The following is a 26,378-nucleotide window of genomic DNA, read 5'->3' as shown; positions in this document are numbered from 1 at the left end:
TTGCTGCATAAAAGTGCGTCGCAAACCGCCCAGTTTGGCGCCCTGCCCGACCTCTCGAAGCTCGCTCACGCGCCCGAAAGCCCGGATCTGCCTGAAATCAAGGGGATCTTGCCCACATCCGCCGATCCCCACACCACCGTCAGCGCGCACCTCACGGTCGGCGCCAGCCTCACGCTGCCTGACGCGAGCCCCGCACCAACGATTCGCACGAGAGACGTGAACACCGGCCTTTGGGTAGACTTGCGCCGCCTTCCGAGACACGTGGCTCGTTCAGGCAGGCGCGGGCCGGATCAGTCGTCGCAACTCCACACCGCATCGTCACCGATCGCCGGGTGGCGGATCTCGACCCCGGGCGCGATGCCCATCGCCTTTGCCAACCCGCCATTGATCTCAAGAACGAACCGGACGCCCTTGCCTCCGTCGATGGCTGTCAGGTCGCCGGGGATGGCGTTGGAATGCACATGTGTCACCACCCCGCGCGGATCCACGAAGATCATGTCGAGCGGGATCAGGGTGTTTTTCATCCAGAAGCGCGCGTGAACCGGTGTCGGGTAGACGAACAACATGCCGGAGGAGCGCGGCATCTGCTCCCGGAACATCAGACCGCGTGACCGCTCCGCCTCGTCGTCCGCAACCTCGACGGTAAAGCGGGCGGCGCCAAATGCGCCGCGCAGGTCGATCCGGTTGTCGGAACACTCGGCGACAGCAATGCCCGGAAGCATCACGGCGCCCAACAGAAGTCCCATCCAGCGCCGCCATATCCGTTGCATCACTCGGTTTCCCTGATCGCCCTTTCCCATGCGGCAACTTCGATTGCCATGCGACCGCGCCGTCCGTCGACCACGCGCAGCCCCACGGCCTCGCCCGGTTGCAGATCGGCCAGCCCGGAGCGCCGCAAAACCTCTATATGCACGAAGATATCTTCGGCGCGACCGAAAACATTGGCAAATCCGAAACCCTTGCCCTTGTCGAACCACTTCACCCGGGCAGGCTCCAGCGGCAGTTTCGCGAGGTCTTCGGGAGAGATCGAGGCCACGTCCTCAAGCGGCAGCGCGGCTTCCTCTTCGGGCGGACGGATGTGCACAACCTCGACGGCCTGCATCCCGCGGGCTGTCTCCTGGACATAGATCTCGACTTCGGCGCCATCGGCAACCGAGCTTTGACCGAAGTTTCGCAGCACATTGGCATGCAGGAGGATATCCGGCCCCCCTTCTTCGGCAATCACGAAGCCGAAGCCCTTTCCCGGATCGAACCACTTCACCCGGCCGAGTAGCAGCCGCGCCTTTCCGGTTTCTTCATTGTTGCTCACAAGCGGTTACCTTTGCACATTTCCCCATTCCCTCGCGGGGTACACCCATTTTCGGGCTATTCTTGTTGCGTACCAGTGCAAGAATGAAACGCTTGCAGAACCGAAACCAGCCGATTGCAAAATGCAATGTCACAGGCCCAAATGACTAGGCTATTGCTCGATTTCCATCAAGCTTTGGCCTTCATTTCGGGGAAAAAGCCCCGAAATCGCCCGAATTGGCAGGACAATGCCATAGTTCCGACCAAGTTCAAGGCGAAAGGCGAACCGTTTGCCAGTTTCCGCCCATATCGTTGCGCCACTGGAAACGATCATGCAGCCGGAAGGCGCCGTCGGCCCAGAACTCGACCTCGACGGGCCTCAACCGATAGCCGCCCCAAAAGGGCGGGCGCGGCGGGGTCGTGCCGTATTTCGCGGTGACCTTCGCCACCTCCGCCATCAACGTCTTGCGGGAGGCAAGTGGCTGGCTCTGGTGCGATGCCCATGCGCCAAGCCTTGATTTCAGGGAGCGCGAGGCGAAGTACTCATCCGCCTGTGGCCCGTCCTCGCGTTCGATGCGGCCACGCACCCGGATCTGACGGCGCAGGCTCTTCCAGTGCATCACGAATGCGGCCTGGGCATTCAGTTCCAGTTCCGCCGCCTTCGCGCTTCCATAGTTGGTATAGAACACGAACGCGTCGTCCTCGATCTCCTTGAGCAACACCATGCGCACGTTCGGCAGCCCGTCGGCGTCGCTCGTGGCCAGCGCAATCGCATTGGGATCGTTGGGCTCGGAGGCCTCGGCCTCGGCCAGCCAGCGGCGCGCGATCTCGAACGGGGTGTCGCCTGCAAAGATGCCGGTACGGTCGCTCATTCTGCTCTCCTGTGTCGCGGATCCCTTCACGCAAGGGCTACACTTGTCGCGGACAAAGTGCCAGCATCACCGGCGTATTGCCTGCGGGATTGCACGCCAGAGGCTTGCGCCCCGCCCGTACCATGGCCTAAACGGGTTCAATGATTTCCGACCACAGGAGGAAGAGATGACGACAGGACTGATGGCCGGAAAGCGTGGCCTTGTTATGGGGCTTGCGAATGACAAGTCGATTGCATGGGGCATCGCCAAGGCCTGCGCCGATCAGGGCGCGGAACTGGCGCTGACCTACATGGGCGACGCTTTGAAGAAGCGCGTGGTGCCGCTGGCGGAATCGATCGGCTGCACCAAGGTCTACGATTGCAACGCCACCGAGGAATCCGACCTGGATGCCCTGTTCGCGGATCTGGAAAAGGATTGGGGCAAGCTCGACTTCGTCGTGCATGCTGTCAGCTTCTCGGACAAGAACGAATTGCGTGGCCGCTATGTCGACACCAGCCGCGCCAACTTCAACAATACAATGGACATCTCGGTATTCACCTTCACGGCGGTGGCGCAACGCGCCGAGAAGATGATGCCCGATGGCGGTTCGCTGTTGACGCTCACCTATTATGGCGCCGAGCAGGTTATGCCCCACTACAATGTCATGGGCATTGCCAAGGCCGCGCTGGAGGCCTCCGTCAAGTACATGGCCGAGGATCTCGGCAAGGACGGCATTCGGGTAAACGCGATCTCCGCGGGGCCGATCAAGACGCTTGCGGCCTCCGGCATCGGCGATTTCCGCTACATCCTGAAGTGGAACGAACTGAACTCGCCCCTGCGTCGGAACGTGACCCAGGAAGAGGTTGGCAAGGCCGCGCTCTTCCTGTTGTCAGACCTCGGAACCGGCACCACCGGCGAGAACCTGCACGTTGACGCGGGATACCACATCGTCGGCATGAAGGCCGTGGATGCGCCCGACATCGACGCCGTGACCGGAAAGAAGTGAGAACGACATGAGCGACCGTCCCCGCCCCGACCGCCTGCCCCATGAAAAGGGGTTCCACATCAGCTGGGACCAGATCCATCGCGACAGCCGGGCCCTCGCCTGGCGGCTTGACGGACAGGGACCGGGTGACGGTTCATGGAAGGCCATCGTCGCCATCACGCGCGGCGGCATGGCCCCGGCGATGATCATCGCGCGGGAACTGGATGTAAGGATGGTCGATACGATCTCCGTGAAGTCCTACAACCACCAACACCAGATGGACGCGGTAGTGCTGAAAGCGCCGGACGCGGAGATGATGGGCGACGGCACCGGGATCCTCGTCATCGACGATCTGGTGGATTCCGGCAAGACGCTGGAACTGGTGCGCAAGCTCTATCCGAATGCGCATTTTGCCACCGTCTATGCCAAGCCGAAGGGCCGGCCGATGGTGGACAGCTTCATCACCGAGGTGAGCCAGGACACCTGGATCTTCTTCCCCTGGGACATGGCGCTGCAATACGTGGAACCCTATCGCGGCACGGACTGACCGGTCCGCGTGTTGTTTCCGATGCGAGGCGATCGCATCCTGGCACGCCGGTTTTTCTCACATTCCCCGCCGCTCTGCTCCGCGCATCCTTTGGGCGGTTTGCCGATGATGGCCGGTGCAGGCCTGCGAAATCGCTTGAGCGGCCGGGCCGGACGATCAACACTCGAAACAGGCGATGAGAGGAACGGTCGGCGGACCAAAGCGGCCTGTTGGTCCTTCGCGGCGCCGATCTCTCAACCAATGAAAGGGTGAGTGACATGAACCGACTGGACGGAAAGGTGGCCCTCGTGACCGGCGGCGCCCGTGGGATCGGCCGTGCCATCTGCGAGGCCTACATGGCGGAAGGTGCAAAGGTCGCCATTGCCGATCTGCTGGCGGAGGAGGCGGAGACGCTGGCGGCAGAGCTGGGGCCCAATGCGATGGCCTTGGCGCTCGACGTGACGGACCTCCCCGCGATTTCTGCTGCCGTAGCCCGGGTTGAGGCGGCCTGGGGACAGATCGACATCCTCGTGAACAACGCCGGGATCTTCACGATGGCCTCGATTGAGGAGATCACGCTGGAGGAATATCGCCGCCAGTACGACATCAACGTCGCGGGGACCTTGTTCATGATCCAGGCCGTGGTGCCGGGCATGAAAGCCCGCGGCAACGGCGGCGCCATCATCAATTTCTCCTCGCAGGCCGGGCGACGCGGTGAGCCCAATATCTCGCTCTACTGCTCGACCAAGGCGGCGGTCATCTCGATCACCCAATCGCTGGCGCTGGAACTGGCCGGCGACCGCATCCGGGTGAATGCCATCGCGCCCGGAGTTATCGACACCCCGATGTGGGAGGTCGTGGACGGGCTCTTTGCCCGGTATGAGAACAAGGCCGTAGGGCAGAAGAAACGCGAAGTCGGCGAGGCGGTTCCGCTTGGCTACATGGGGCACCCGGAAGACGTGGCCGAGCCCTGCGTCTTCCTCGCCTCAGAGGAATCGCGCTACATCACGGCGCAGACCCTGAACGTGGACGGCGGAAACTGGATGAGCTGACGGCGCGCCCGGCGTTCCCCGGAACCTTCGGCACGGCGACAGGGTCGATTGCTAGCAGTCAGGCGCAGCACCAACAGTATGTGCCGACAGCGGACGCGCTGTTGGACGTCGGTGCGTGCCGACGGGTGCCGAAGTCCGGTTGGCCTATGCACGCTGTACGCGCACGCGGGTCCTAGCAGGCCCGCCAACAGAGAGAACAGAATAACTGCCGCTGCCTGTAGCAATAGCCGCCGTGCGGCAACTCGGGCAGGCGCCCCGTATCGAAAGGCCAGTGGCGCCATGACTCTCGCCTGCACCACGGAAAGCAGCGCGCCAGCAAAACGCAGGGGGTGGCGGCGGACGTTTCCATATCCTCAGCAGCGGCCGCAACTGTCGCCCTTCCACAAGCGCCGGAGCGCTGACCCGCGGCTGACCGCGCGTTCTCGCCGCCCGTTCTTCCCGTCCGCAACGCACAGTCCGGCCGTGGCAGTCCACCTGCGCGGACCGTGCCCGGCGCCTGCTGACGCCCCTGACAATCCCCGGCCTGCGGGCTGCCTTGCCCTTTCCCTGCGATTCCCCGCCTGCTAACACCGGCCGGAACCCGCCCGAGACGTGGAGACTCGCATGCCCCTGAACCTCAACCCGGCCATGGCGGCCACGGATGTCTCGCCGGTGCCTGAAGCCGCGCGCTGGGTCTCAGGCGTCGACTTTCCCGCCAACCGACCGCTGATCAATGTCAGTCAGGCTGCACCGGTCGCCGCGCCACCGGAGCCGATGCGGCGTGCCATGGCCGATGCCGTGCTCAACGACCAGGCGCTGCACCTCTATGGCCCGGACCTCGGCATGCCGGAGCTTCGTGCCGAAGTGGCGGCACAGGTGTCCCGGCTTTACAACGGGTCGGTGCAGGCCGAACAGGTGGCGATCACCTCCGGCTGCAACCAGGCCTTCGCGGCCACCATTGCAACTCTTGCCGGTCCGGGGGATGAGGTTCTCCTCCCAACCCCTTGGTATTTCAACCACAAGATGTGGCTCGACATGAGCTCAATCACAGCCGTTCCACTGCCCGCCGGCGCCAACCTGATCCCGGATCCGGAGGTCGCACGCGGGTTGATCACAGACCTGACACGGGCCATCGTTCTGGTCACACCCAACAATCCCGGTGGCGTGGAATACCCCGCCCCTGTGATCGCCGCCTTCCGCGATCTCGCGCGCGAACACGGCCTTGCCCTGCTGATCGACGAGACCTACCGGGATTTCCACAGCCAGACTGGCGCCCCGCATGGGCTGTTTGAAGATCCCGAATGGCAGGACACGGTGGTGCAGCTCTATTCCTTCTCCAAGGCCTACCGGCTGACCGGGCACCGGGTGGGGGCAATCGTCACTTCCGCATCGCGGCTGGCAGAGGTGGAGAAGTTCATCGATTCCGTCACCATATGTCCCAGTCAGGTCGGCCAGTTCGGCGCAGTCTGGGGCATGCGCAACCTCGGCGACTGGCTGGCAAGCGAGCGGCTGGAAATCCTCGACCGCCGCGATGCGATGATCGAAGGGTTCGCCTCGCTCGAAGGTGAAGGCTGGCGGCTGAAGGGATGCGGTGCCTATTTCGCCTATGTCGAACACCCGTTCGAGATGCCATCGGACGTCGTGGCGCGGCGCCTTGTGGAAGTGGCCGGCATTCTCTGCCTGCCCGGGACGATGTTCACGCCGAAGGGTGATGCCTCCGGCGCGCGGCATCTGCGGGTGGCCTTCGCCAACATCGACCGCGCGGAAATCGGGGTGCTGGTGGAGCGGCTTCGTGGCGTGACACTGACGGACTAGATCACCGCCCGGCACCGTGACTGCGCGCCCGGCCCCACCGATCCACCCCATCGCGCATGCTCGGCGGCGCAAACAACCCCTGCTGGCCCCTTGCCCCTGCCCCCCGGGCCGCTTAGACAAACCCGACGAGATCCGCAGGAGGCAGGGCGAGACATGAGCAAGGGCAAGAAGGCCAGCAACATCTTTATGTATGGCCTGATGGGCATGTTGATCCTTGGCCTGACCGGCTTCGGCATCAGCAACTTCGGCGGCTCCGCGACCTCTGTCGGGTCGGTGGGCGACGAGGAGATCAGCGCCGAGGAATACTTCCGCGCCCTGTCGCAGGCCGTCCGAGCCGCGGAAGCGCAAGGCGTGACCGACATCAGCCTCGCCACCATGGATGCCCTCGGCATCCCGGTGCAGGTGCGCGGCCAGCTCGCCGGCACCAAGGCGATGGACGGCGAGGCCGCGCGGATGAAACTCTCCGTCGGTGACGACGAAGTGGCCCGTATGATCACCGCCTCCTCCGCTTTCCAAGGCATCACCGGTGGTTTCGACCGGGAAGGGTACGATTACTTCCTTGAGCAGAACAACTGGTCCGTCTCCGATTTCGAGGAGACCATCCGCAAGGAGGCCACGCGCAATATCCTTCAGGCCAGTGTCGCCGCCGGTGTCGCCCCGCCGGAGGGGTATGTCGATGTCCTGGCCCAATGGTTCGGGGAGCGCCGCAGCTTCCGCTGGGTGCGTTTCGACGCCGCCAGCATGGGCGACGACCTGCCCGCGCCGACCGACGAGGAAATCACCGGGTACTACGAGGCCAACGAGGCCGACTTCACCCTGCCGCAGATGAAGCGCATCACCTATGCGTGGCTGACCCCGGACATGATCGCGGCCACCGTCGAGGTCTCCGAGGACGAGTTGCGGGCGGCCTATGCCGAGCGAATGGACCAGTACTTGATGCCCGAGCGGCGGCTGGTGGAGCGGCTGGTCTTCGGCTCGGCCGAAGAGGCCGTGGAGGCCAAGCAGAAGATCGACTCAGGCGAGACCGACTTCGAGACCCTCGTGGCGGACCGGGAGCTTGCGCTTGCCGATATCGACCTTGGCGATGTGACCGAAAGCGAGCTTGGCGGTGCGGGCACTGCCGTCTTCGGACTGACGGAGCCGGGTGTCGTCGGGCCCTACCCCTCCGACCTCGGTCCGGCCCTGTTCCGGATGAACGCGATCCTCTCGGCGCAGGAAACGAGCTTCGATGAGGCCCGCGAGGCGCTCCAGGCCGAGTTCGGCCGTGAAAAGGCCAGCCGCGTGATCGAGGACATGATCAATGACCTCGACGACCGTCTGGCTGGCGGCGCCACCGTGGAGGACCTTGCAAGCGAGACCGACATGGAACTCGGCACGCTTGACCACGCCCCGGGCGTGCAGCACGCGCTCTCCGATTTCGAGACCTTCCGCGCGGCCGCGGAAACGCTGACGGAAAAGGACTTCCCCGAGATCCTCGAACTGGACGGCGGCGGGATCTTCGCCATGCGCCTCGACGAGGTGCTGGAGCCCCGCCTTCAGGCACTTGAGGAAGTGCGGGACGATGTCATTGCCGGTTTGCAGGAAAAACGCCGCCTCGACCTGGCACGGGAGACAGCGGGAGAGGCCCGCGCCCAGCTCGACGTCGGTGGTTCGCTCGGCCAGAACGGCGCAGTCGTGGAATCCGCGACCAAGGTCACACGCACCGGCTTCCTGCAATCTGGCGACCCGATTCTGGCGGAGGCCGTGTTCGGGCTTGAGGAAGGCGAAAGCCAGCTGGTGGATCTTCCCGGCGCCGTGGTTCTGGTGCAGCTTGACGAGGTTCTGCCGCCCGACGCGGAGGACAGCCAGATCGCCATCTTCCGCTCCGCTGTGGCCCAGCAATCGGCGCAGGAGCTGGCCAATGACATCTTCACCTACTACGCACGGGCGCTGACGGCCGATGCGGGCATTCGCTTCAACGACGCCGCGCTGAACGCCGTCCACACCCAGCTGTTCCGCTGATCACGATGGCCCAGCTTCTACCCGCCTTCGACGAATTCGCCTCCCGCTACGATGCCGGCGAAAACCAGGTCGTCTATGCACGGCTTGCGGCCGATCTCGATACGCCGGTCAGCCTGATGCTCAAACTCGCCGGAGCGCGCACCGACAGCTTCATGCTGGAATCGGTGACCGGCGGCGAAGTGCGCGGGCGCTATTCCATCGTCGGAATGAAGCCGGACCTGGTCTGGAAATGTCACGGCAAGACCGCGCGGATCAACCGGCAGGCCCGGTTCGATGCCGATGCCTTCGCGGAGGAACCGGGCGATCCGCTGACGTCTCTGCGGGCACTGATCGAGGAGAGCCGGATCACCCTGCCCGACGATTTGCCTTCGGCGGCGGCCGGGCTGTTCGGCTACCTTGGCTACGACATGATCCGGCTGGTTGAGCATCTGCCAGACGTGAACCCCGACCCGCTCGGCCTTCCGGACGCTGTGATGATGCGGCCCTCCGTGGTGGCCGTTCTGGACGGTGTGAAGGGAGAGGTGATCGTTGTCTCTCCGGCATTCACAGGCGGTGGGTTGAGCGCGAAAGCGGCCTATGCCCAGGCCGCGGAGCGGGTCATGGACGCGGTACGCGACCTCGAAAACGGCGTGCCGGGCGAGAGCCGGAGCCTGGCCGAGGAGGCCGAAGTCGGAGAACCGGTGTCGAACTTCACCAAGTCCGCCTACAAGGAAGCGGTCGAAAAGGCGAAGGACTACATCCGGGCGGGCGACATCTTCCAGGTCGTGCCCTCGCAGCGCTGGACGGTGAACTTCCCCCTGCCGCCCTTCGCGCTCTATCGCTCGCTGCGGCGCACGAACCCGTCGCCCTTCATGTTCTTCTTCAACTTCGGCGGTTTCCAGGTGATCGGGGCCAGCCCGGAGATCCTCGTGCGGCTGCGCGAAGGCGAGGTGACGATCCGGCCGATCGCCGGCACCCGCCACCGTGGTGCCAACGAGGAGGAGGACCGCGCATTGGAGGCCGACCTGCTGGGCGACCAGAAGGAAATGGCGGAGCACCTGATGCTGCTGGATCTCGGCCGCAACGACGTCGGCCGGGTGGCGCGGATCGGGACCGTCAAACCGACGGAGGAATTCGTCATCGAGCGGTATTCCCACGTCATGCACATCGTCTCCAACGTGGTGGGCGAGTTGAAGGACGGCGAGGATGCGCTGTCCGCCCTGCTGGCTGGCCTGCCCGCGGGCACGGTCTCCGGGGCGCCGAAAGTGCGCGCGATGGAAATCATCGACGAGCTGGAACCAGAGAAACGCGGCGTCTACGGCGGCGGTGTCGGTTATTTCTCGTCCGACGGCGACATGGACATGTGCATCGCGCTGCGAACTGCGGTGCTGAAGGGAGAGGACCTCTTCATCCAGGCCGGAGGCGGTGTCGTCTATGACAGCGACCCGGAGGCCGAATGGCTGGAAACCGTCAACAAGTCCCGCGCCATCCGTGCCGCCGCGCAGGACGCCGGCCGTTTCGTCCGGCACGGCAACGGCTAGGGCATCGGACGGCGCGGTCCGGGCTGATCGCATCGGCGCCAGCCCCGTCTACACCGAGGTTCATTCCAGCGGCTTCTCCATGAAGATCCTGACCCCTTCGCGGCCGACCTCCTCCCAGCCGTCGTTGCGATAGAACCGCAGCGTCGGTGTCATGTCCCGGTGTGTGGCCAGCGCGATCCGCCGGTGTCCGGCACGGTGCGCCGCCGCGAGAGCGACCCCCATCAGCGCCCGCCCGATCCCTCGTCCACCGCAATCGGGATGCACCGCGAGATTGGCGATCCGCGCCTCCTCCGCCGACACATGCAGCACGATGCCACCAACGATCGTGTCCGCCTCTCCCGTGGAAGCGAGCCACACGTGGTGGTCCGCGATTTCCCCGGCGATCCCGGCACTGACATCCGGTAGCCCCTCCAGCCGCCCGATCCAGGGACCATAGGCGGCGCGGACCACGGCCTCGAATGCGGCTGCGTCGTCGGCGCGGGCGGGGCGGATCATGATGTCGGACATGAGGCGAGTCTGACCCAGCCCCGCGCACCGCGCAAGACCATACACCCTCTTGTGAAAAAACCGGCCGCGTGGCCAACTGCACCTGTAACGAAAGGACATTGCATGCCTGCATCCACCGACGCCAGGGTGATCGATCTCACGGTCCGCATCGGCTTTCTCGCGCTCTTCATCTATGGGTCGCTCACCCTTGTGGCGCCGCTTATCGGTCTCATGCTTTGGGCCACCATTCTGTGCATCGCCGTCTACCCGCTGCACGACGTGCTTTCCGGTTGGCTCGGAGGCAGGAAAAAGCTCTCCGCGACGATCCTGACCCTTGTCGGTCTCGCGATCGCGCTCGGGCCGGTGGCCATCCTGACCGGCGGCATTCTCGACCTCGGGCAATTTGTCCACGAAGGTCTGTCCGATGGGACGCTCGTACTGCCACCGCCAAACGAGGCACTGCTGGAACTGCCACTTGTCGGCGAACCGCTGCATGCGTTCTGGAGCAAGGCACATTCCAACCTCGAAGCCGTGCTGACGCAATACGCCACCACCCTGCTGGGGATCGTGCAGGCCGTGCTTGCGAAGGTCGCCGGGCTCGGCCTCAGCATGCTGGGGCTGGGGCTGGCGGTGATCATCATGGGCGTCCTTCTGGTCACCGGTCCGACGCTGGTCGACTACACGCGCCGCTTTGCAGAGCGTGTCTTCGCCGGAAACGGCGCGGCCCTGATCGACATGGCAGGCGCGACCGTCAGAAACGTGTCGCGCGGGGTGATCGGCGTTGCCGTCATCCAGTCGCTGCTGGCCGGCATCGTGATGGCACTCTTCGGGATCAAGTCGGCGGGACTGCTGGCGCTGGTCATCCTGATCCTGGTAATCGTCCAGATCGGGCCAACGGTGGTGATGGTCCCGGTGATCATCTGGAGCTGGACCGCGATGGACACAGGGCAGGCGCTGATCTTCACGGTGCTGATGCTGCCGATCATGTTGCTCGACAATGTCCTGAAGCCGATCTGGATGGCGAAGGGGCTGGACACACCGATGCTGGTGATCCTGATCGGCGTGCTGGGCGGATTGATGACCTACGGCATGGTCGGCATCTTCATCGGGCCGGTGATCCTGTCGGTATTCCACCAGCTTTTCACCTTCTGGATCGACAACGATCCCAAGGATCGTGTCCCGGCACCGCTGACGGAGGGTGACTGACCGCGCGCCTCTCAGGGGAGCGGTCTCCCTCCGGAATGGCGGTTGAATCCTACCAACCGCCACTTTGCCCGCCCTTGGAAACAACCACGAGCTGGATACGGGCGTCTGCGTGATTGCTTGTCGTAGATCCTGTCGGACACCCGCCGCTGACTGCTGACCGCCGTCGCGCGACCGGCGGAGGCGCGGCAGATTTCTGGGGAAGCGCACGAGAGAGTTGGGACAACCAGCGGTCGGCGATCTGGGTGGTTAAGGGCGTCCCTGCCGAAGGCATACCTGTGTGTCACCCGGCATGACGATGGCGATCCCGGCCCACGTTCAAGGCCGGGGGCGGCACATTCACCCGGTGGCGGGGGTATAGACCAGCCGCATTGGCGCCTCGTCGACGGCGACGACCGGCGACACCGGATCAAGCTGCACATCACTCCAGATCGGCAGGTGGTCGGAAGCCCAGCTTGCCAGATCCCCTTCCTCGACGCCGGCATCATGAAGGCGCGCCGCCTTCCCAAGTGCGAAGCGATCGAGCCCCGCGATGGGCCGTGCCGCGTGGAACGAGTTTCCGGGGTTCACGATATCGAAGGCACCGGCAAGCGGCTCCATCCCCCGGTCTTCGGACCATTCGTTGAAATCGCCCATGATCACCGAACGGCCGAGGCGACCGCCCAGCCGGGCCCGGATCGTTTCCAGTTGCAGGCGACGGTAGTAACGGACCAGCCCAAGGTGGGTGCCGACGACGGACAGAGGTCCGGCCTCGGTCTCCACGTCTACCCGCACCGCCCCGCGCGGCTCAAGCCCAGGCAATTCGATATGCTCGGTTGCGGTGATCTCGAGGTCGCGATGAACCAGAACGGCGTTCCCGTGCCAGCCGAGGCTGACCTCGTTGCGGGACAGTGGCGCAATGCGGAAATCCGTCTCTTCCTCGATATACTTGCGGCACAGGACGGACGGGCGTTCGCCCAACCGCTTGTCCACTTCCTGAAGCGCGACGACATCGGCGTCCAGCCCGTTCACCACGTCCAGGATGCGCATCGGATCGCGGCGAAAATCCACACCGACGGCCTTCTGAATGTTGTAGCTGGCAAGCCGAAGCTTCATGCTGCGCATATCCTCCCGAAAAACCGCGTGCCACCAAAGATGGGGGCATCCCGGCAATCATGCAAGGAACGCGGCCACGCGACTTGCACACAAGACCGCGAGAGCCACTCCCTGAGACGCAATTGCCCAAATCTGCGGCGATACGATACCGTGAGCCCTAGAGGATCGGCGCGAAGAGGCGTGCGAAGGGGGCACCGATGCGAATGGCCAAGGGCTGCTGCGCGAGGCGCTTCTCCAACAGGAAGGAACGGGCGAAGTCCGCCTCCAGCATGAGCGCCACATCCGCAACGGCCCCTTCGTCGAAAACCATGACCGTGGCCTCGAAATTCAGACGGCAGGAGCGGTTGTCCATGTTCGTCGTCCCGACAGAGGCGATCTCCTCGTCCACCAGGAGCACCTTCTGGTGCATGAACCCCTCCGCATAGCGCCAGACCTGGACACCGGCTTCCCGAACCTCGTCGAAATAGTCGAACGCCGCGAGCCACGGGGTCTTGTGATCGATCGCATCGGGCACGAGGATCCGCACATCCACCCCGCGCAGTGCCGCGAGTTTCAACGCGGTCAGAATATCCACGTCCGGCACGAAATAGGGCGACGCGATCCAGACACGTTTCCGCGCCCGCGTGATACAGGCACAGAAATAGAGCGACCCCGTCTCCATCACATCGCCCGGCCCGGTGGCGAGAACCAGCGCGTCGACGTCGTCCTCGGCGCTCTTGGGGTCCCACAGCAGCTTCGTGGCCGGCAATTGCTGTGTCGCCCAGTGCCAATCCTCCGCAAAGACCAGCTGTAGCTGCAACACGACCGGCCCGGACAGCCGGCAATGCGTGTCCCGCCACGGACCGAAAGCCTTGCTGCGGCCCATGTACTCGTCCCCGACGTTGAGCCCGCCGATAAAGCCGATCTGTCCGTCCACCACCACCGTCTTGCGATGGTTCCGGAAGTTGACCTGAAACCGGTGCCGTGGCCCGTAGATTGCGTTGGCATTGACGACCTCGACGCCCGCAGCTCGCAGATCTTCGAGAAAGGGCTTGGGCAGCTTCACCGAGCCAACGGAATCGAACAGCAGCCGCACCTCGATCCCGCGCGCGGCGGCCCGCTTCAACCGTTCAGCGAAGGCCCGGCCAAGCGTGTCGTCATGGATGATGTAGAATTGCGCGAGGACGTAGTGCTCGGCGCCATCGATCGCCGCGAAGATGGCGTCGAAAGTCTGCTGCCCGTCGATCAGCAACTCGAAGGAATTGCCTGAGACAACCGGCAACTCCGCGATCCTCTCGAAGGACCCGAAGCCGAATTCGCCACCCGTCCCGCGCGCCGGATGCCCCTTCGCAAAGGCGCCGATCCCGGCGATGACCTCCTCCGAATCCCGCCGGGCGATGACGTAGCCGCGAAACCGGAAATGGCCGAAGAACAAGTAGGCCGGGACCGCCAGCAGCGGTGTGGTAATCAGAAACACGACCCAGGCGATGGACCCCTGCGGAGTGCGCGCACGCGCGACCGCGCTGTAGGCAAAGCAGATGGCGGTGATCTCCAGAACCAGGTAGCCAAACGCGTATAGCGACAACCACATAGCGGCCTCTCCTCCCCCCGGACGAACCAAGGCCGATCATCCACGCGCATGGCGTCTTATGCAAGGCTGACAAGTACCTGCCCGTATTTTCGGCAGCGTCGAATGAGACCGCCCTTGTGGCGCCACACGGTCGCCCGGGACCCGGCGGGCTGGCACGCCGCGGGATTTCCGGTCGCAGCAAAACCCGGCCGGCCCTAGGCTCGGAGACGAAACGACTCGCCCCGGAGACCCCATGTCCAACGACTTCCAACCCGTATCGGGATTCGACCTGCCCCGTTTTGCCGGAGTGCCGACCTTCATGCGGCTGCCCCATGTTCCGCTCGGCGCGCCCGGGCTGCGCGACGTCGGCATCGGGCTGATCGGCATCCCATGGGACAGCGGCACGACCAACCGCCCCGGCCCACGCCACGGACCGCGGCAGCTGCGCGACCTGTCCACCATGATCCGGGCCGAGCATGCCGTCACCGGCCACCGCCCCTTCGAGGCCGCCAATTGCGCCGATCTGGGTGATGTCGGGCCCAATCCGGCCGATATCCTCGACACGCTGGAGCGTGTCTCGGCCTTCTATAGCGAGGTCCGTGCCGCCGGTATCCGGCCGTTGACGGCGGGGGGCGATCACCTCTGCTCGCTGCCGGTGCTGCGCGCGCTTGCCAAGGACGGCCCGCTCGGCATGGTTCATTTCGACAGCCACACGGATCTCTTCCATTCCTATTTCGGTGGCACGATGTACACCCACGGCACCCCCTTCCGCCGCGCGGTGGAAGAGGAGCTTCTGGATCCGAAACGAGTCGTGCAGATCGGCATTCGCGGCACCGCCTACGACCGTGAGGATCGGGATTTCGCCGAGGCCGTCGGCATACGGGTGATCCCGATCGAGGAGGTCTTCGACCGCGGCGTGGCCGACGTCATGGCTGAAGCCCGCGACATCGTCGGCACCGCGCCCACCTACGTCTCCTACGACATCGACTTCGTCGACCCTGCATACGCACCTGGCACCGGCACGCCGGAAGTCGGCGGGCCCAACTCCTATCAGGCGTTGCAGGTGGTTCGCGCGCTGTCCGGGCTGGATATCGTCGGTGCCGACATGGTGGAGGTCTCCCCGCCGTTCGACACCTCGGGCGGCACGGCCTTCCTCGCCGTTTCGATCATGTTCGAGTTGCTTTGCGTGATGACGGGCGGCTGACCTCAAGTCGCCATCAGCTGATCATGGAGCGGGCGCAGGCGGACGAACCCTTCCATGGCACGCGCGGTCAGATCCGGGCCAAGCCCCTCCTCAGGCTTGGCGCCATCGCGCCAGCCCATCAGGCTCTTGCGCCGCAGCAATGCGCCACGCGGATGATCGGCCCCGAAGGGTGCAGGCACGCGTTTCAACTCGGGCGGCGGAATGCGCACGCCCTCGGCTTCAAGATCGACCAACAGCTGCACGATCCTGTCGCCCTCCGGCCCGGCTGCGCGTTCTCGGAAGGCAGCGAGCCCCGCCTTGTCGAATCCCATCGCCCCACACCCGAGCGCGAAGTACTCCGGCGACAGGCCCAGCATGTAACTGGGCCGGGTGGCTGGACCGCTTTCCGGCACGAACGCCATGTGGATATGGGTGTTATAGGGCGTCTTGTCCTGAGAAAACCGCAGATCCCGGTTGATCCGGAAGATCTTCTCCCGGTGCGGCACGCCCGTCTGCTGTGTAACCTCTGCCGCCAGCGTGGCCGCCAGCGCCTTCGCCGGCGCGTTGACATGCGCCTCGTATCGAGGCTTGTTCTCGGCAAACCATGCCTTGGAGTTGTTGATTGAAAGGTCCCGCAGGAACCGGAGCGTCTCCGCGGTGAACATCACGAGGCCTTTGGTTTCTTCGGCGGCTTTGGCGGCAGGCTGCCCACGAACTCAAGTGCAAGCGACACCCATTCCGCCACTACCCTGTCCGGCACTTCTTCGTCCACGTAGAAGAACCCGCCCATCCTGCGCCCGCCCATTTCCACCTGCACGGCTTCGGCACGTTGCGCAGCCACGGCTTCGTTGTCCTTGCCGACGCGGAACATGAAATGGCCTGCGCCCGATTTCTCCCGACGCACGCCACCGATCATGTTGCCATACAGCAGGAAACAGATCCCACCCATCATCCGGGTCTCGGACACGCCGGGCAGACCACCCAGGGCATCGCGCATCCGTGCGGCGAGGGCTTCGTCATCCGGCATCGAGGCGTCCTTCCTGTTCGCACGACCACTCTAGGCGGATCGCAACAGGAATCCAGACGGCTCTGCGGCTCAGCGGGCGTCGCGCTCCTGCCGCAGGACCGCCGACACCGGCGCCAGCGCGACCTGGGAAGCCTTGCCATCCAGCGCCCATTCAAAGAGCGCCTTCACCGTCTCCGCCGTGCTTCGACCGGCCATGATCACGGAGCCATCCTGCGTTGCCTTGAAGGCCGCACGGTCAAGGTAGCGACGGATGACCGGGCTTTTCTCGCCATCTGCATCAAGCGCGCGGAAGATCAGCGCGGCGGGCTGGTCGACCTTGTCGGCCGAGGCCTTGAGCGATTTCAGTCCACGGTCCCAGCCGATCAACCCGTGGCCATCCTCGGCCAGGATCTCCAGTACCTGTTCAGTCACCTGCCGGTTGCCGGCGATGCTGACCTCCGGCGGGTCCATCAGGGCCACGGCCTGCGGAACCGTTGCCAGCATGGCGCCAAGCGCGACTTCGACATCCTTCGGCTGTGCGGCCTCCGGCAAGCCGGTTGCCAGCGCAACGACCTCGAACCCCGCGTCGGCGAAATCGGCCGCAGCGGTTTCGGCCAGCGGGTCGGTCGGGTCGATGGCGAAGGTCACTGGGAAGGAAAACGTGCTCAGGACCGAGCGATCCAGCCCGGTGGTGGGATCATAGACCAGCACAATGGAGAAGAGCGGCTTGCCTTCGGGGTTGGCAAAGGGCGCGGCATTACGTGACAGCGCATCGAGCGATGCCGGTTCGGGGGCTTCCGCGTCCTCGGCGGCTTCGGCCTCGGCCTCTGCGGTCTCCGTGGCCGGCTGGTCGGTACCGATCTGAACGAGCCGGTTTGACCCGCCTCCGCGTTCGGTCAGGGGCCGGACCCGGGCGCCGACGCCCGTCGGTGCCGCGCCAGAGTTGCGGGCCGCCTGCCCCGGCTCGGCGGAACTCTCCTCCCCGGGCGACGGCACGTCCGGCACGGCGGGGACGGTGAAACTGACATCCGGCGGGATGGCCGCGACGACAGTTTCCGCATCGGCACGCTCCGCGTCGGCCGTCGCCGGGCTCGTGCTCTCCGGCGCCGGCTGCGCGGCGGGGTCGGCCTGCGGTTGCGGCACAATGGTCTGAGGCTGCGGTTGCGCAGCGGCCATGGCGGTTTCGGTGGTGGCTTCGACCGCTGTGTCGGCCGGCGCCAAGGACGCCGCGCCGTCGCCTGCCACGACACCGCTGGCAACCTCTGTCTGCGGGGCCGGAGCCACGGCTTGCGCGGCCTGCCCCGGGATCGTGGCGACCTCACCCGAAGGCTGGGCCGCCGGGCTCTGGTCCATGACGGCCGGAGCGGCCTCGGGCGCCGCCACGGCATCCGCTTCCGTGGCGGTCCCGGCCGGCGCAAGGGACTCGCTGTCGCTCCGCGGGGAAAGGACTGTCTCGCCAACCACGCTCTCGGCGGTGATCGGCGGCGGGAACCCTTGCGTGGTCTGCGCATCGGGGCTGTTTTCGGCGGCGGGCGTGGCAACCTCTCCCGGCCCGGGGGCGGGATTGATACCGCCCTCCGGCGCTCCGGCGAAAATCTCGGCGAGCGTGATCGCATCGTCGCCGACCGCCGGGGCATCGGGCGCGGTCACGGATTGCTCGGGTGTGTCGGGGCGCCTGGCTTCCTCGGCGCCCGGCAGGGAGGCCGCGCTGTCGGCCTCCGGTTGCGGCACGGCTGGCGTACCGCCGGCGCGCGGAGTGGCGTCGCTCTCGGGAAGCGCGGCTTCGGCTTCCGGCAGCCCACGGCGGAACTCGGACCCGGCTGGCACGTCCAGCTCAGCGGTCACATCGGTGTCGCCGGCCTCTGCCGCCGGTTGCCCGACCGGATCCGCCGGGCTTGGTGTGCTCTCGGCCTCCGGTGCGGGCAATGTTGCGACGTCTTCCGTGCCGGTGCCATCGGCGCCCTGCGGGACGTCGTCGGTCGCCGGCACCTCGCCGGACGCGGCCATCTCTCGCGGGAGCGGTGTCAATTGCGACACAGCCCCCAATACCAGAACCGAAATGACGCTGCCCCAGAACAGGCCTGACAGGATACCACGACCCATGTCTTACCCCCGTTTTTTATCGTTGCGCTCTCGCCTCGCGCCTCGTCCGGAGCCCTGGATGACCTTGACCCCGGAAGAAGCCTCTGAACATGTATAGCCCGACCCGCCCGGCGGTTCACCCCCAATTGCTCGGAACGACGCCAATGCTGCTACTTATCGATAACTACGACAGCTTTACATACAATCTCGTTCACTATCTTGGCGAGCTTGGGGCCGAAATCGAGGTCTGGCGCAACGATGCGATCGACGTGCAGAAGGCGATGGGGATGGGCGCGGAGGCGATCATCCTCAGCCCCGGCCCTTGCGATCCCGCACAAGCAGGTATCTGTCTGCCACTGACAGCCGCCGCTGCCGAGGCCCGGGTGCCGCTCCTGGGCGTCTGCCTTGGCCACCAGACGATCGGGGAGGCCTTCGGGGGCAACGTGGTCCGGTGCCACGAGATCGTGCACGGCAAGATGGGCCATATCCACCACGACGGCAGGGGCGTTTTCGCCGGCATCGACGGTCCGTTCGAGGCCACCCGGTATCATTCGCTGGTGGTCGACCGAGAGACCCTGCCCGACTGCCTCGAGGTTTCTGCCTGGCTTGACGATGGCACGATCATGGGCCTGCGCCACAAGGATCTGCCCATCGAGGGCGTGCAGTTCCATCCCGAGAGCATCCGGTCCGAACATGGACACCTGATGTTGCAGAATTTCCTCAAGCGCATGAAGGTGCCAGCATGAGCGACAGCCTTAAACCCCTGATCGGATTGGCCGCCGACCGACCGCTGACCGGCGCCGAGGCGGAGACCGCCTTCGATGCACTCTTCGAAGGCGAAGCCACGCCAAGCCAGATCGGTGGCTTCCTGATGGCGCTGCGCACCCGTGGCGAAACGGTCGAGGAGATTGCCGCCGCCGCCCGCGTCATGCGCGCCAAGTGCAATGCCGTGACCGCTCCAGAGGGCGCCATGGACATCGTCGGCACAGGCGGCGACGGCAAGGGCACCCTGAACATCTCCACCGCGACCGCCTTTGTCGTGGCCGGCGCAGGCGTGCCTGTTGCAAAGCACGGCAATCGCAACCTGTCCTCCAGATCCGGCGCGGCGGATGCGCTGGGGCAGATGGGAATCGACGTGATGGTCGGCGTCGACGTGGTTCAGACAGCACTCGAAGAGGTCGGCATCGCCTTCATGATGGCCCCGATGCACCATCCCGCGATGCGGCACGTCATGCCCACCCGGGCGGAACTCGGCACGCGGACGATATTCAACATTCTCGGGCCGTTGACCAACCCCGCGGGGGTGAAACGCCAGTTGACCGGTGCCTTTTCCGACGCGCTGATCCGCCCCATGGCGGAGACGTTGCACTCGCTCGGCTCCGAGGCCGCATGGCTCGTGCACGGCGGCGACGGCACCGACGAGCTTTCCATCGCCGCGCCGAGCAAGGTGTGCGCCCTGAAGGATGGCACCGTCACCGACATGGAGATCGCCCCGGAGGATGCCGGCCTGCCGGTCCACCCGTTCGAAGCGATCCTCGGCGGCACCCCGGAGGAAAACGGCCGCGCCTTCGCAGCACTTCTCGACGGTGCGGCGGGCGCCTATCGCGACGCCGTGCTGTTGAACACCGCCGCGGCACTCGTGGTTGCCGGAGTGGCTGACGACCTGAAGCAGGGTGTGGAAATGGGGCGCGTCAGCATCGACAGCGGCGCGGCCAGGGCGAAAGTCACCGGCCTTGCCAGGGTTACCACGGCGACGTCATGACCCTGAGTGTCCGACATATCGGCGCCTGGGGGGATCTGCCGTTCTTTGCCCAGGACCTGCCGCGCATTGCCGCCGCACTCGACGCGGAAGAGCGGGACGTGCTTCCAGCGGAGCGCGACGTCTTCGCTGCACTGGAACTGACCCAGCCCGACCAGACCCGCGTGGTGATTCTCGGGCAGGATCCCTACCCGACGCCGGGCCATGCCCATGGGCTGGCCTTCTCTGCGGAGGCGGATGTCAGGCCCCTGCCCCGCTCGCTCGGCAATATCTACAAGGAAATGGAAGCCGACCTCGGCGCCGCGCCCCCGAATGCAGACCTGCGGTTCTGGGCCCGTCAGGGCGTTCTTCTGCTCAACGCGGTGCTCACCGTGCCCGCAGGCGAGGCGCATGGCCACAAGTCGCTGGGTTGGCAGGCGCTCACCCGGCAGGTGATTGCCCGCCTGTCGTCCATCCCCCGGGCCTTCCTGTTGTGGGGCAAGCCCGCGCAGGCCACCGCGGCCGGGGCCCTCACCGGCACCGACCATTTCATCCTCGAAACCGCCCATCCCTCGCCGCTTTCGGCGCGGAAGGGCTTTTTTGGGTCACGCCCCTTTTCCCGCACCAATTCCTGGTTGCAGGCGCAGGGTCACTCTCCCATCAACTGGACATCCCCGGAGGCCGCATGAGCACCCCAACGATCCTCGAGAAGATCAAGGCCTACAAGCTCGACCACATCGAGGCCTGCAAGGCCGAACGCCCGCTCGCGGAGGTCGAGGCCGCCGCGAAGTCCGCCGCCCCGATCCGCGGCTTCGAGGCGTCGCTTCGCAAGGCTGTTCACCAGGGATACGGGCTGATTGCCGAGGTGAAGAAGGCAAGCCCGTCCAAAGGTCTGATCCGGGAGGATTTCGACCCGGCCGAGCTGGCGCAAGCCTACGAACGCGGCGGCGCGACCTGCCTGTCGGTGCTGACAGACGGCCCGTCGTTCCAGGGAGATGACAGTTTCCTCACCGCCGCCCGCGCGGCCACGTCGCTTCCGGCGCTGCGCAAGGACTTCATGTACGACACCTACCAGGTGGCCGAGGCCCGCGCGCTCGGCGCCGATTGCATCCTGATCATCATGGCGTCTGTCACCGACAGCCAGGCCGCCGAACTGGAGACCGCTGCCTTCGAATGGGGCATGGACGCGTTGATCGAGGTTCACAATCGCGCGGAACTGGACCGTGCGCTGACGCTCAGGTCCCGCCTTGTCGGTATCAACAACCGCGACCTGAACACGTTCGAGACGACGCTGGACACCACGCGCGGGCTGATCAAGCACATCCCGGAAGATCGCCTGATCATCTCCGAGAGCGGGCTGTCGGGGCCGAAGGAACTGGCCGAACTTGCCATGTATGGCGCACGCTGCTTCCTGATCGGCGAAAGCCTGATGCGGCAGGACGACGTGGAAACCGCGACGCGCACGTTGCTGGCCAATCCGCTCACGGCGGCCCATGGCGGGGGCATCTGATGTCGCTCACCCATTTCGATGGCGAAGGCCGCGCCCACATGGTGGATGTCTCCCGCAAAGAAGTGACCTCGCGGATAGCCGTGGCGGAGGGCTGGGTCCGCATGTCGCCCGCGACGCTGGACCTCGTACAGCAGGGCACCGCGAAAAAGGGCGATGTGCTTGGTGTGGCACGGCTTGCCGGCATCATGGCCGCCAAGAAGACATCCGACCTCATCCCGCTGTGTCACCCGCTGCCGATCACCAAGGTTGCCGTGGAACTGGAGGCCGATCCGGCCCTGCCCGGCGTGCGGATCGCGGCAACGGTGAAGACCACCGGCCAGACCGGAGTAGAGATGGAGGCGCTGACGGCGGTCTCCACCGCCGCGCTCACCATCTATGACATGCTCAAGGCCGCCGAGAAGAGCATGGAGATCGGCGGCATCCGCGTGGTGCTCAAGGACGGCGGCAAGTCGGGGCTCTACGAGGCCGGCGCATGATCCCGGTCTCGGAGGCGTTGGCGAAAGTCACCGCGCTGGCGACATTGATGCCCACCGAAACCGTCCCCCTGACGGAGGCCAACGGCCGGGTCCTGGCCGAGCCGGTCGTGGCAACACGCAACCAACCACCCTTCCCTGCCTCCGCCATGGATGGCTATGCCGTGCGACAGGCCGATGTCCGGTCCGGCGCCACGCTCGACGTGGTCGGCGAGGCCCCGGCCGGGCGCGCCTGGACCGGGACCATCGCATCCGGCCAGGCCCTTCGCATCTTCACCGGAGCCGTGGTTCCCGAAGGCGCCGACATGGTCGTGATCCAGGAAAACGTGACCCGCGACGGCGCGCGGATCACCATCACCGATGCCGACAGCCATGGCGACAACATCCGCCCCGCCGGAGGCGACTTCAAACCCGGGGACAGGATCGAGGCGCCGCGACGGTTGGCACCCGGCGACGTTGCCCTCGCCGCGGCCATGAACGTGCCGCTCCTGAGAGTCCGCCGCAGGCCCGTGGTCGCGATCCTGGCCACCGGTGACGAGTTGGTCATGCCCGGCGAAGCGCCGCGCGCCGACCAGATCATTGCCTCCAACTCCTTCGGCCTGAAAGGGATGCTGGAAGCCGCCGGCGCCGAGGTCCGCATGTTGCCCATTGCCCGGGACACCGAGAGCAGCCTGCGGACAGCCTTCGAGCTTGCGACAGGCGCCGACCTCGTGGTGACGATTGGTGGTGCCTCGGTCGGAGACCACGATCTTGTCGGCAAAGTCGCAGGCGATCTTGGTATGGAGCGTTCCTTCTACAAGGTGGCCATGCGCCCGGGGAAACCGTTAATGGCCGGTCGCCTGAACGGTGCCGCCATGGTTGGCCTTCCGGGAAACCCTGTATCCGCAATGGTTTGCGGGACGATCTTCCTGCTGCCGCTGGTTCGTGCGATGCTTGGACTCGACGCTGGTCCGGCCCCGCGGACCCAGGCGACGCTCGCCTGTGACATCGCTGCGAACGGCCCTCGGGAACACTACATGCGGGCGATTGTCGAGAACGGCGTTGTCACCCCCTTTCGCCGCCAGGACAGCGCGCTGCTGACCGTGCTTGCCAGTGCCAATGCGCTGCTGGTCCGCCCCGTTGCAGACGGGCCACGCTCCGCTGGCGAGACGGTGGAGGTGGTGGCAATTTAGGCAGTGCGGTTGACACAAAACGTGAACACTGGCAGAACATGGCGTAAACGCAGAGCTTTGCAGCCAGCGAGGGCACGCCATGTTGACGAAGAAACAACTCGACCTTCTGGAGTTCATCCACGCGCGCACGCAGCGCGACGGGGTGCCCCCTTCCTTTGACGAGATGAAGGACGCGTTGGACCTGCGCTCCAAGTCGGGCATTCACCGCCTGATCACGGCACTGGAGGAGCGTGGATTTATCCGCCGTCTCGCCCACCGTGCCCGCGCAATCGAGATCGTGAAACTGCCGGATGCCTTGCAGGCCAAGGGGTTCCAGCCGGTCGTCATCGACGGGGACGCGGCGGCCTCCCCGGCCCCGCAACCGGCCAATTCCATTCCGCTCCAGATTCATGCCACCGAACTGCCGGTCATGGGCCGGATCGCTGCCGGCGTGCCAATCGAGGCGATCAGTCAGGTCAGCCACACGGTTGCCGTGCCCGGTCAGATGGTCGGCAACGGTCATCACTACGCGCTTGAAGTCAAAGGCGATTCCATGATCGAGGCCGGGATCAACGACGGCGATGTCGTGGTGATCCGTGAACAGACCACCGCCGATGACGGCGATATCGTCGTGGCGCTCGTGGTCGAAAACAGCGAGGCAACGCTCAAGCGTTTCCGTCGCCGTGGCCATACGATTGCGCTTGAAGCGGCGAACCCGGCCTATGAAACCCGGCTTTTCCGCGACGACCAGGTGAAGGTGCAGGGCCGGTTGGTGGGCCTCATCCGAAGCTACTGAAGGCCGCTCCGGCTCACGGTGACCACATCCGTGCTCCTTCCGTATCGCGCACGGACAGGATCCGGACGCCCTCCGCCTCCGGCCAGACCGCCAGCGCCCCGGAACGACGCAGCGTTTCGGGCGTGACGAGTCGGCAACCCGTGCGCGGCAATCGCTCTACGCTTGTGTTGATCACCACGATATCGGCGCCGCAGCCCTCCTGTAGCCGATCGACCGCCCCCCGCCCGGTCAGGTGCCGGAGGCTGACCCCGCCATCCAGGATGGTGGTTCGGTCGCCTTTTGGCCCCACGAACCCGGGGCGCCCGGCAGCGGTGGCCTGATCGGCCCCGTCACCGTCATTTTCCAGCCAGGTCAATGCAGAGAACCCGTCGCCACGTGGCTTGCTCACCGTGCGACCCTCTGGTCCCATGACCCCGACCAGCCCACCCGTATCGGCAATCAGGACCGGTGGCCGCTCCGCCGTGAGCCAGAGCGCACCGGCCACCGCCACCCCCGCCAGCCCAAGGAACCGCCCCCGCCCTCGCCAGATCAGGAAGACAAGCACGCCGAGGCTGAGGCAGGGCAGCACCGCGCGTCCCGGCGCCACGACATGGGTGACCGCCCCCTCCCAACCACTGACAGTTTCGGCAACAAGAAGGATCCACTCCAACCCGAGCCGGAGCACGGAAAGCGGGATCCACTCGAGCCCAAACGGCGCCATCACGGCGGCAACGACGGCTGACGGCATGACGAGGGCGCCCATGACGGGCACGGAAAACAGGTTCGCAATCAACCCGTAATCCGCAATCCGATTGAAATGGGCCGCGCCGAAAGGGGCCGTGGCGGCACCGGCAACCGCCGAAGAGATCAGGACTGTCAACGCCGGCATCCCCCAACGCGGCACCCGCGCCAGAACGCCGGGATGATCCCGCAGCCAGCCAAAGACCGCGACAAGACCGGTGGTGGCGGCAAACGACATCTGAAATCCGGGACCAAAGAGCGCCTCCGGGCTCCAGCACAGCAGGAGGGTGGCGGCGATGGCGACCGACCGAAGCGAGACTGCCCGCCGGTCGAGCAACACCGCCCCGAACATGACCGCAACCATGACAAGGGCCCGTTCCGTGGAAACGCTTCCCCCTGAAAGCGCAAGGTAGCCCGCCCCCGCGGCCAACGCCGCCATGGCGGCGATCTTCTTGATCGCAAAGCGCAGTGCCAGCCAGGGATACAGCGACAGGATGGCCCGCAGTCCGGCAAAGACCACCCCGGTCAGCAGCCCCATGTGCAGGCCGGAGATCGCCAGCAGATGGGCCATGTTGGAGTTGCGCAAGGCCTCGACCACGTCATGGTCCATTGCGGACCGGTCGCCCGCAAGGATCGCCGCTGCAAAGCCGCCCGCATCGCCGGGGACGCGGGACCGGATGGCCTCTGACAGGGCCATCCGGGTGCGGAAAACGCCCAACCCCGCCCGCCCCTCCTCGGCCGGGGCCAGCACCAGGACCGGTGTTCGCGTGTAGCCGACAGCGCCAAGGCTCTTGAACCAGACCATCCGGCGGAAATCGAAGCCGCCCGGCTCGACCGGCCCGGACGGCGACGACAGATGCCCGGTCAGGATCACCGTGAGTCCCGGTTCCGGAACGACGAACCCTTGCGCGCCATGGAGAGAGATCCGGACCTTTCGGGGCACCCTGTCCGGATGCATGTCCGCCAGCACCACCCGGTCAAGCGTCAGCCTCGGTTTGTCGGAACTGGACCGGTCCAGCGCCACGATCCTTCCCTCGATCGGCCCGTAGTAGCGGAAACCGAGCACCGGGGCGGACACCAGGTGCGCCCTCGCCCCTGCCAGCAGGAACCCCGCAAGTACCAGGCAACAGGCGAGAAAGAACGGAGAGACGGCGTCCCCGGCCCGCAGCCCCAATAGCAGGAGGAACGCAGCGGCAAGCCCCGCGGCCCAGTAGGCGCCGGCGCCGGGCTCGACCCGAAGCGCGAACCAGATCGAGACGCCAACAGCGAGGAACACCGGCACCCAGAGGAGCAGCGTGCCGCGTTGCGCGAGCATCATCCGCTGCGCAGCCCGGGCCGGACCGGCCCGGCGCACGGACGAACGGGAGACC

General features: G+C 65.7%; 25 protein-coding genes. 15 read left to right on the top strand and 10 right to left on the bottom strand.

The genetic code is table 11. From position 1 onward, the window contains the following. Positions 1-290: 290 nt before the first annotated feature. From CLV78_RS03485 to pdxH, 3 genes are all read right to left on the bottom strand, one after another. Positions 291-770 (bottom strand): DUF192 domain-containing protein, encoded by a 480-nt coding sequence (locus CLV78_RS03485; RefSeq protein WP_170111641.1) that lies wholly within the window; start codon positions 768-770, stop codon positions 291-293. Beyond that, a complete protein-coding gene (locus tag CLV78_RS03480) occupies positions 770-1,309 on the bottom strand; it encodes a cold-shock protein (protein ID WP_106203350.1) in 540 nt (179 codons plus the stop codon). Before CLV78_RS03480 ends, CLV78_RS03485 begins: the two co-directional genes overlap by 1 nt. A gap of 247 nt (positions 1,310-1,556) precedes the next feature. Further along, positions 1,557-2,159, bottom strand: a complete 603-nt coding sequence (gene pdxH, locus CLV78_RS03475; protein WP_106203349.1) for a pyridoxamine 5'-phosphate oxidase — start codon at positions 2,157-2,159, stop codon at positions 1,557-1,559. Positions 2,160-2,325: 166 nt separating this feature from the next. Here pdxH and fabI point away from each other — a divergent pair, with 166 nt between their 5' ends. The 6 genes from fabI (at position 2,326) to trpE (ending at position 10,016) form a co-directional block, all read left to right on the top strand. Further along, on the top strand, positions 2,326-3,144 hold the full coding sequence (gene fabI, locus CLV78_RS03470) for an enoyl-ACP reductase FabI (RefSeq protein ID WP_106203348.1): 819 nt from the start codon (positions 2,326-2,328) through the stop codon (positions 3,142-3,144). 7 nt (positions 3,145-3,151) lie between these two features. Continuing rightward, positions 3,152-3,670: a xanthine phosphoribosyltransferase gene (gene gpt / locus CLV78_RS03465; RefSeq protein ID WP_106203347.1), complete on the top strand. Its 519-nt coding sequence runs from the start codon at positions 3,152-3,154 to the stop codon at positions 3,668-3,670. Positions 3,671-3,927: 257 nt separating this feature from the next. Beyond that, positions 3,928-4,701: an L-iditol 2-dehydrogenase gene (locus tag CLV78_RS03460; protein WP_106203346.1), complete on the top strand. Its 774-nt coding sequence runs from the start codon at positions 3,928-3,930 to the stop codon at positions 4,699-4,701. A gap of 603 nt (positions 4,702-5,304) precedes the next feature. Beyond that, a complete protein-coding gene (locus CLV78_RS03455) occupies positions 5,305-6,495 on the top strand; it encodes an aminotransferase (RefSeq protein WP_106203345.1) in 1,191 nt (396 codons plus the stop codon). A 153-nt stretch (positions 6,496-6,648) separates the two neighbouring features. Beyond that, complete coding sequence (locus CLV78_RS03450; RefSeq protein ID WP_106203344.1) at positions 6,649-8,496, top strand: peptidyl-prolyl cis-trans isomerase; 1,848 nt, start codon at positions 6,649-6,651, stop codon at positions 8,494-8,496. A 5-nt stretch (positions 8,497-8,501) separates the two neighbouring features. Then, the gene (trpE, locus tag CLV78_RS03445) at positions 8,502-10,016 is read left to right on the top strand and encodes an anthranilate synthase component I (protein ID WP_106203343.1); all 1,515 of its coding nucleotides are present in this window, start codon (positions 8,502-8,504) and stop codon (positions 10,014-10,016) included. Between the two features lie 60 nt (positions 10,017-10,076). Here the strand turns inward: trpE and CLV78_RS03440 are convergent, their stop codons facing one another. Further along, entirely contained in the window at positions 10,077-10,523 is a 447-nt protein-coding gene (locus CLV78_RS03440; RefSeq protein WP_158263410.1) for a GNAT family N-acetyltransferase, read from the bottom strand. Between the two features lie 102 nt (positions 10,524-10,625). Between CLV78_RS03440 and CLV78_RS03435 the strand changes: the two genes are divergently transcribed. Beyond that, a complete protein-coding gene (locus CLV78_RS03435; protein WP_106203341.1) occupies positions 10,626-11,708 on the top strand; it encodes an AI-2E family transporter in 1,083 nt (360 codons plus the stop codon). A gap of 336 nt (positions 11,709-12,044) precedes the next feature. Here the strand turns inward: CLV78_RS03435 and CLV78_RS03430 are convergent, their stop codons facing one another. Both CLV78_RS03430 and cls read right to left on the bottom strand, forming a co-directional pair. Next, positions 12,045-12,800, bottom strand: a complete 756-nt coding sequence (locus CLV78_RS03430) for an endonuclease/exonuclease/phosphatase family protein (RefSeq protein WP_106203340.1) — start codon at positions 12,798-12,800, stop codon at positions 12,045-12,047. Positions 12,801-12,957: 157 nt separating this feature from the next. Then, a complete protein-coding gene (cls, locus tag CLV78_RS03425; RefSeq protein WP_106203339.1) occupies positions 12,958-14,370 on the bottom strand; it encodes a cardiolipin synthase in 1,413 nt (470 codons plus the stop codon). 232 nt (positions 14,371-14,602) lie between these two features. On the opposite strand from cls, the gene speB reads away from it, so the two are divergent. After that, positions 14,603-15,553, top strand: a complete 951-nt coding sequence (gene speB / locus CLV78_RS03420) for an agmatinase (protein ID WP_106203338.1) — start codon at positions 14,603-14,605, stop codon at positions 15,551-15,553. Between the two features lie 2 nt (positions 15,554-15,555). On the opposite strand, the gene CLV78_RS03415 is transcribed toward speB, so the two are convergent. From CLV78_RS03415 to CLV78_RS03405, 3 genes are all read right to left on the bottom strand, one after another. Beyond that, complete coding sequence (locus CLV78_RS03415; protein WP_106203337.1) at positions 15,556-16,197, bottom strand: TIGR02453 family protein; 642 nt, start codon at positions 16,195-16,197, stop codon at positions 15,556-15,558. Next, positions 16,197-16,559, bottom strand: a complete 363-nt coding sequence (locus tag CLV78_RS03410; protein WP_106203336.1) for a TfoX/Sxy family protein — start codon at positions 16,557-16,559, stop codon at positions 16,197-16,199. The genes CLV78_RS03415 and CLV78_RS03410 overlap by 1 nt, the downstream gene beginning before the upstream one ends. A gap of 69 nt (positions 16,560-16,628) precedes the next feature. Beyond that, the gene (locus CLV78_RS03405) at positions 16,629-18,641 is read right to left on the bottom strand and encodes a divergent polysaccharide deacetylase family protein (protein ID WP_106203335.1); all 2,013 of its coding nucleotides are present in this window, start codon (positions 18,639-18,641) and stop codon (positions 16,629-16,631) included. Between the two features lie 143 nt (positions 18,642-18,784). Here CLV78_RS03405 and CLV78_RS03400 point away from each other — a divergent pair, with 143 nt between their 5' ends. The 7 genes from CLV78_RS03400 (at position 18,785) to lexA (ending at position 24,288) form a co-directional block, all read left to right on the top strand. After that, positions 18,785-19,366 carry an anthranilate synthase component II gene (locus CLV78_RS03400; RefSeq protein ID WP_106203334.1) on the top strand — a complete coding sequence of 194 codons (582 nt, stop codon included), beginning with the start codon at positions 18,785-18,787 and terminating at the stop codon, positions 19,364-19,366. Next, positions 19,363-20,382: an anthranilate phosphoribosyltransferase gene (gene trpD, locus CLV78_RS03395; RefSeq protein WP_106203333.1), complete on the top strand. Its 1,020-nt coding sequence runs from the start codon at positions 19,363-19,365 to the stop codon at positions 20,380-20,382. Before CLV78_RS03400 ends, trpD begins: the two co-directional genes overlap by 4 nt. Next, on the top strand, positions 20,379-21,047 hold the full coding sequence (locus tag CLV78_RS03390) for a uracil-DNA glycosylase (RefSeq protein WP_106203332.1): 669 nt from the start codon (positions 20,379-20,381) through the stop codon (positions 21,045-21,047). Before trpD ends, CLV78_RS03390 begins: the two co-directional genes overlap by 4 nt. Beyond that, positions 21,044-21,868 (top strand): indole-3-glycerol phosphate synthase TrpC, encoded by an 825-nt coding sequence (gene trpC, locus CLV78_RS03385; protein WP_106203331.1) that lies wholly within the window; start codon positions 21,044-21,046, stop codon positions 21,866-21,868. The genes CLV78_RS03390 and trpC overlap by 4 nt, the downstream gene beginning before the upstream one ends. Further along, a complete protein-coding gene (moaC, locus tag CLV78_RS03380) occupies positions 21,868-22,344 on the top strand; it encodes a cyclic pyranopterin monophosphate synthase MoaC (protein ID WP_106203330.1) in 477 nt (158 codons plus the stop codon). The genes trpC and moaC overlap by 1 nt, the downstream gene beginning before the upstream one ends. Continuing rightward, entirely contained in the window at positions 22,341-23,513 is a 1,173-nt protein-coding gene (locus tag CLV78_RS03375; RefSeq protein WP_106203329.1) for a molybdopterin molybdotransferase MoeA, read from the top strand. Before moaC ends, CLV78_RS03375 begins: the two co-directional genes overlap by 4 nt. 79 nt (positions 23,514-23,592) lie before the next feature. Beyond that, positions 23,593-24,288, top strand: coding sequence for a transcriptional repressor LexA (gene lexA / locus CLV78_RS03370; RefSeq protein WP_106203328.1), 696 nt, complete (start codon positions 23,593-23,595; stop codon positions 24,286-24,288). A gap of 13 nt (positions 24,289-24,301) precedes the next feature. Here lexA and CLV78_RS03365 read toward each other — a convergent pair whose 3' ends face one another. Continuing rightward, positions 24,302-26,323 carry a ComEC/Rec2 family competence protein gene (locus CLV78_RS03365; protein WP_245924817.1) on the bottom strand — a complete coding sequence of 674 codons (2,022 nt, stop codon included), beginning with the start codon at positions 26,321-26,323 and terminating at the stop codon, positions 24,302-24,304. Positions 26,324-26,378 lie beyond the last annotated feature (55 nt).

Origin of the sequence: Aliiruegeria haliotis, from assembly GCF_003003255.1 — a bacterium.
In the GTDB taxonomy this organism is placed as follows: domain Bacteria; phylum Pseudomonadota; class Alphaproteobacteria; order Rhodobacterales; family Rhodobacteraceae; genus Tropicimonas; species Tropicimonas haliotis.
This window is presented reverse-complemented; position numbering and strand designations above follow the sequence as displayed.

Excerpts from the sequence above, each read along its gene's own strand:
- CLV78_RS03485 (WP_170111641.1), bottom strand. The coding sequence starts at position 770 with ATGCAACGGATATGGCGGCGCTGGATGGGACTTCTGTTGGGCGCCGTG.
- CLV78_RS03435 (WP_106203341.1), top strand. The coding sequence starts at position 10,626 with ATGCCTGCATCCACCGACGCCAGGGTGATCGATCTCACGGTCCGCATC.
- trpE (WP_106203343.1), top strand. The coding sequence starts at position 8,502 with ATGGCCCAGCTTCTACCCGCCTTCGACGAATTCGCCTCCCGCTACGAT.
- trpC (WP_106203331.1), top strand. The coding sequence starts at position 21,044 with ATGAGCACCCCAACGATCCTCGAGAAGATCAAGGCCTACAAGCTCGAC.
- moaC (WP_106203330.1), top strand. The coding sequence starts at position 21,868 with ATGTCGCTCACCCATTTCGATGGCGAAGGCCGCGCCCACATGGTGGAT.
- trpD (WP_106203333.1), top strand. The coding sequence starts at position 19,363 with ATGAGCGACAGCCTTAAACCCCTGATCGGATTGGCCGCCGACCGACCG.
- pdxH (WP_106203349.1), bottom strand. The coding sequence starts at position 2,159 with ATGAGCGACCGTACCGGCATCTTTGCAGGCGACACCCCGTTCGAGATC.
- CLV78_RS03450 (WP_106203344.1), top strand. The coding sequence starts at position 6,649 with ATGAGCAAGGGCAAGAAGGCCAGCAACATCTTTATGTATGGCCTGATG.
- cls (WP_106203339.1), bottom strand. The coding sequence starts at position 14,370 with ATGTGGTTGTCGCTATACGCGTTTGGCTACCTGGTTCTGGAGATCACC.
- CLV78_RS03430 (WP_106203340.1), bottom strand. The coding sequence starts at position 12,800 with ATGAAGCTTCGGCTTGCCAGCTACAACATTCAGAAGGCCGTCGGTGTG.
- gpt (WP_106203347.1), top strand. The coding sequence starts at position 3,152 with ATGAGCGACCGTCCCCGCCCCGACCGCCTGCCCCATGAAAAGGGGTTC.
- speB (WP_106203338.1), top strand. The coding sequence starts at position 14,603 with ATGTCCAACGACTTCCAACCCGTATCGGGATTCGACCTGCCCCGTTTT.
- CLV78_RS03400 (WP_106203334.1), top strand. The coding sequence starts at position 18,785 with ATGCTGCTACTTATCGATAACTACGACAGCTTTACATACAATCTCGTT.
- CLV78_RS03390 (WP_106203332.1), top strand. The coding sequence starts at position 20,379 with ATGACCCTGAGTGTCCGACATATCGGCGCCTGGGGGGATCTGCCGTTC.
- CLV78_RS03415 (WP_106203337.1), bottom strand. The coding sequence starts at position 16,197 with ATGTTCACCGCGGAGACGCTCCGGTTCCTGCGGGACCTTTCAATCAAC.
- lexA (WP_106203328.1), top strand. The coding sequence starts at position 23,593 with ATGTTGACGAAGAAACAACTCGACCTTCTGGAGTTCATCCACGCGCGC.
- CLV78_RS03375 (WP_106203329.1), top strand. The coding sequence starts at position 22,341 with ATGATCCCGGTCTCGGAGGCGTTGGCGAAAGTCACCGCGCTGGCGACA.
- fabI (WP_106203348.1), top strand. The coding sequence starts at position 2,326 with ATGACGACAGGACTGATGGCCGGAAAGCGTGGCCTTGTTATGGGGCTT.
- CLV78_RS03405 (WP_106203335.1), bottom strand. The coding sequence starts at position 18,641 with ATGGGTCGTGGTATCCTGTCAGGCCTGTTCTGGGGCAGCGTCATTTCG.
- CLV78_RS03460 (WP_106203346.1), top strand. The coding sequence starts at position 3,928 with ATGAACCGACTGGACGGAAAGGTGGCCCTCGTGACCGGCGGCGCCCGT.
- CLV78_RS03410 (WP_106203336.1), bottom strand. The coding sequence starts at position 16,559 with ATGCCGGATGACGAAGCCCTCGCCGCACGGATGCGCGATGCCCTGGGT.
- CLV78_RS03440 (WP_158263410.1), bottom strand. The coding sequence starts at position 10,523 with ATGTCCGACATCATGATCCGCCCCGCCCGCGCCGACGACGCAGCCGCA.
- CLV78_RS03455 (WP_106203345.1), top strand. The coding sequence starts at position 5,305 with ATGCCCCTGAACCTCAACCCGGCCATGGCGGCCACGGATGTCTCGCCG.
- CLV78_RS03365 (WP_245924817.1), bottom strand. The coding sequence starts at position 26,323 with ATGCTCGCGCAACGCGGCACGCTGCTCCTCTGGGTGCCGGTGTTCCTC.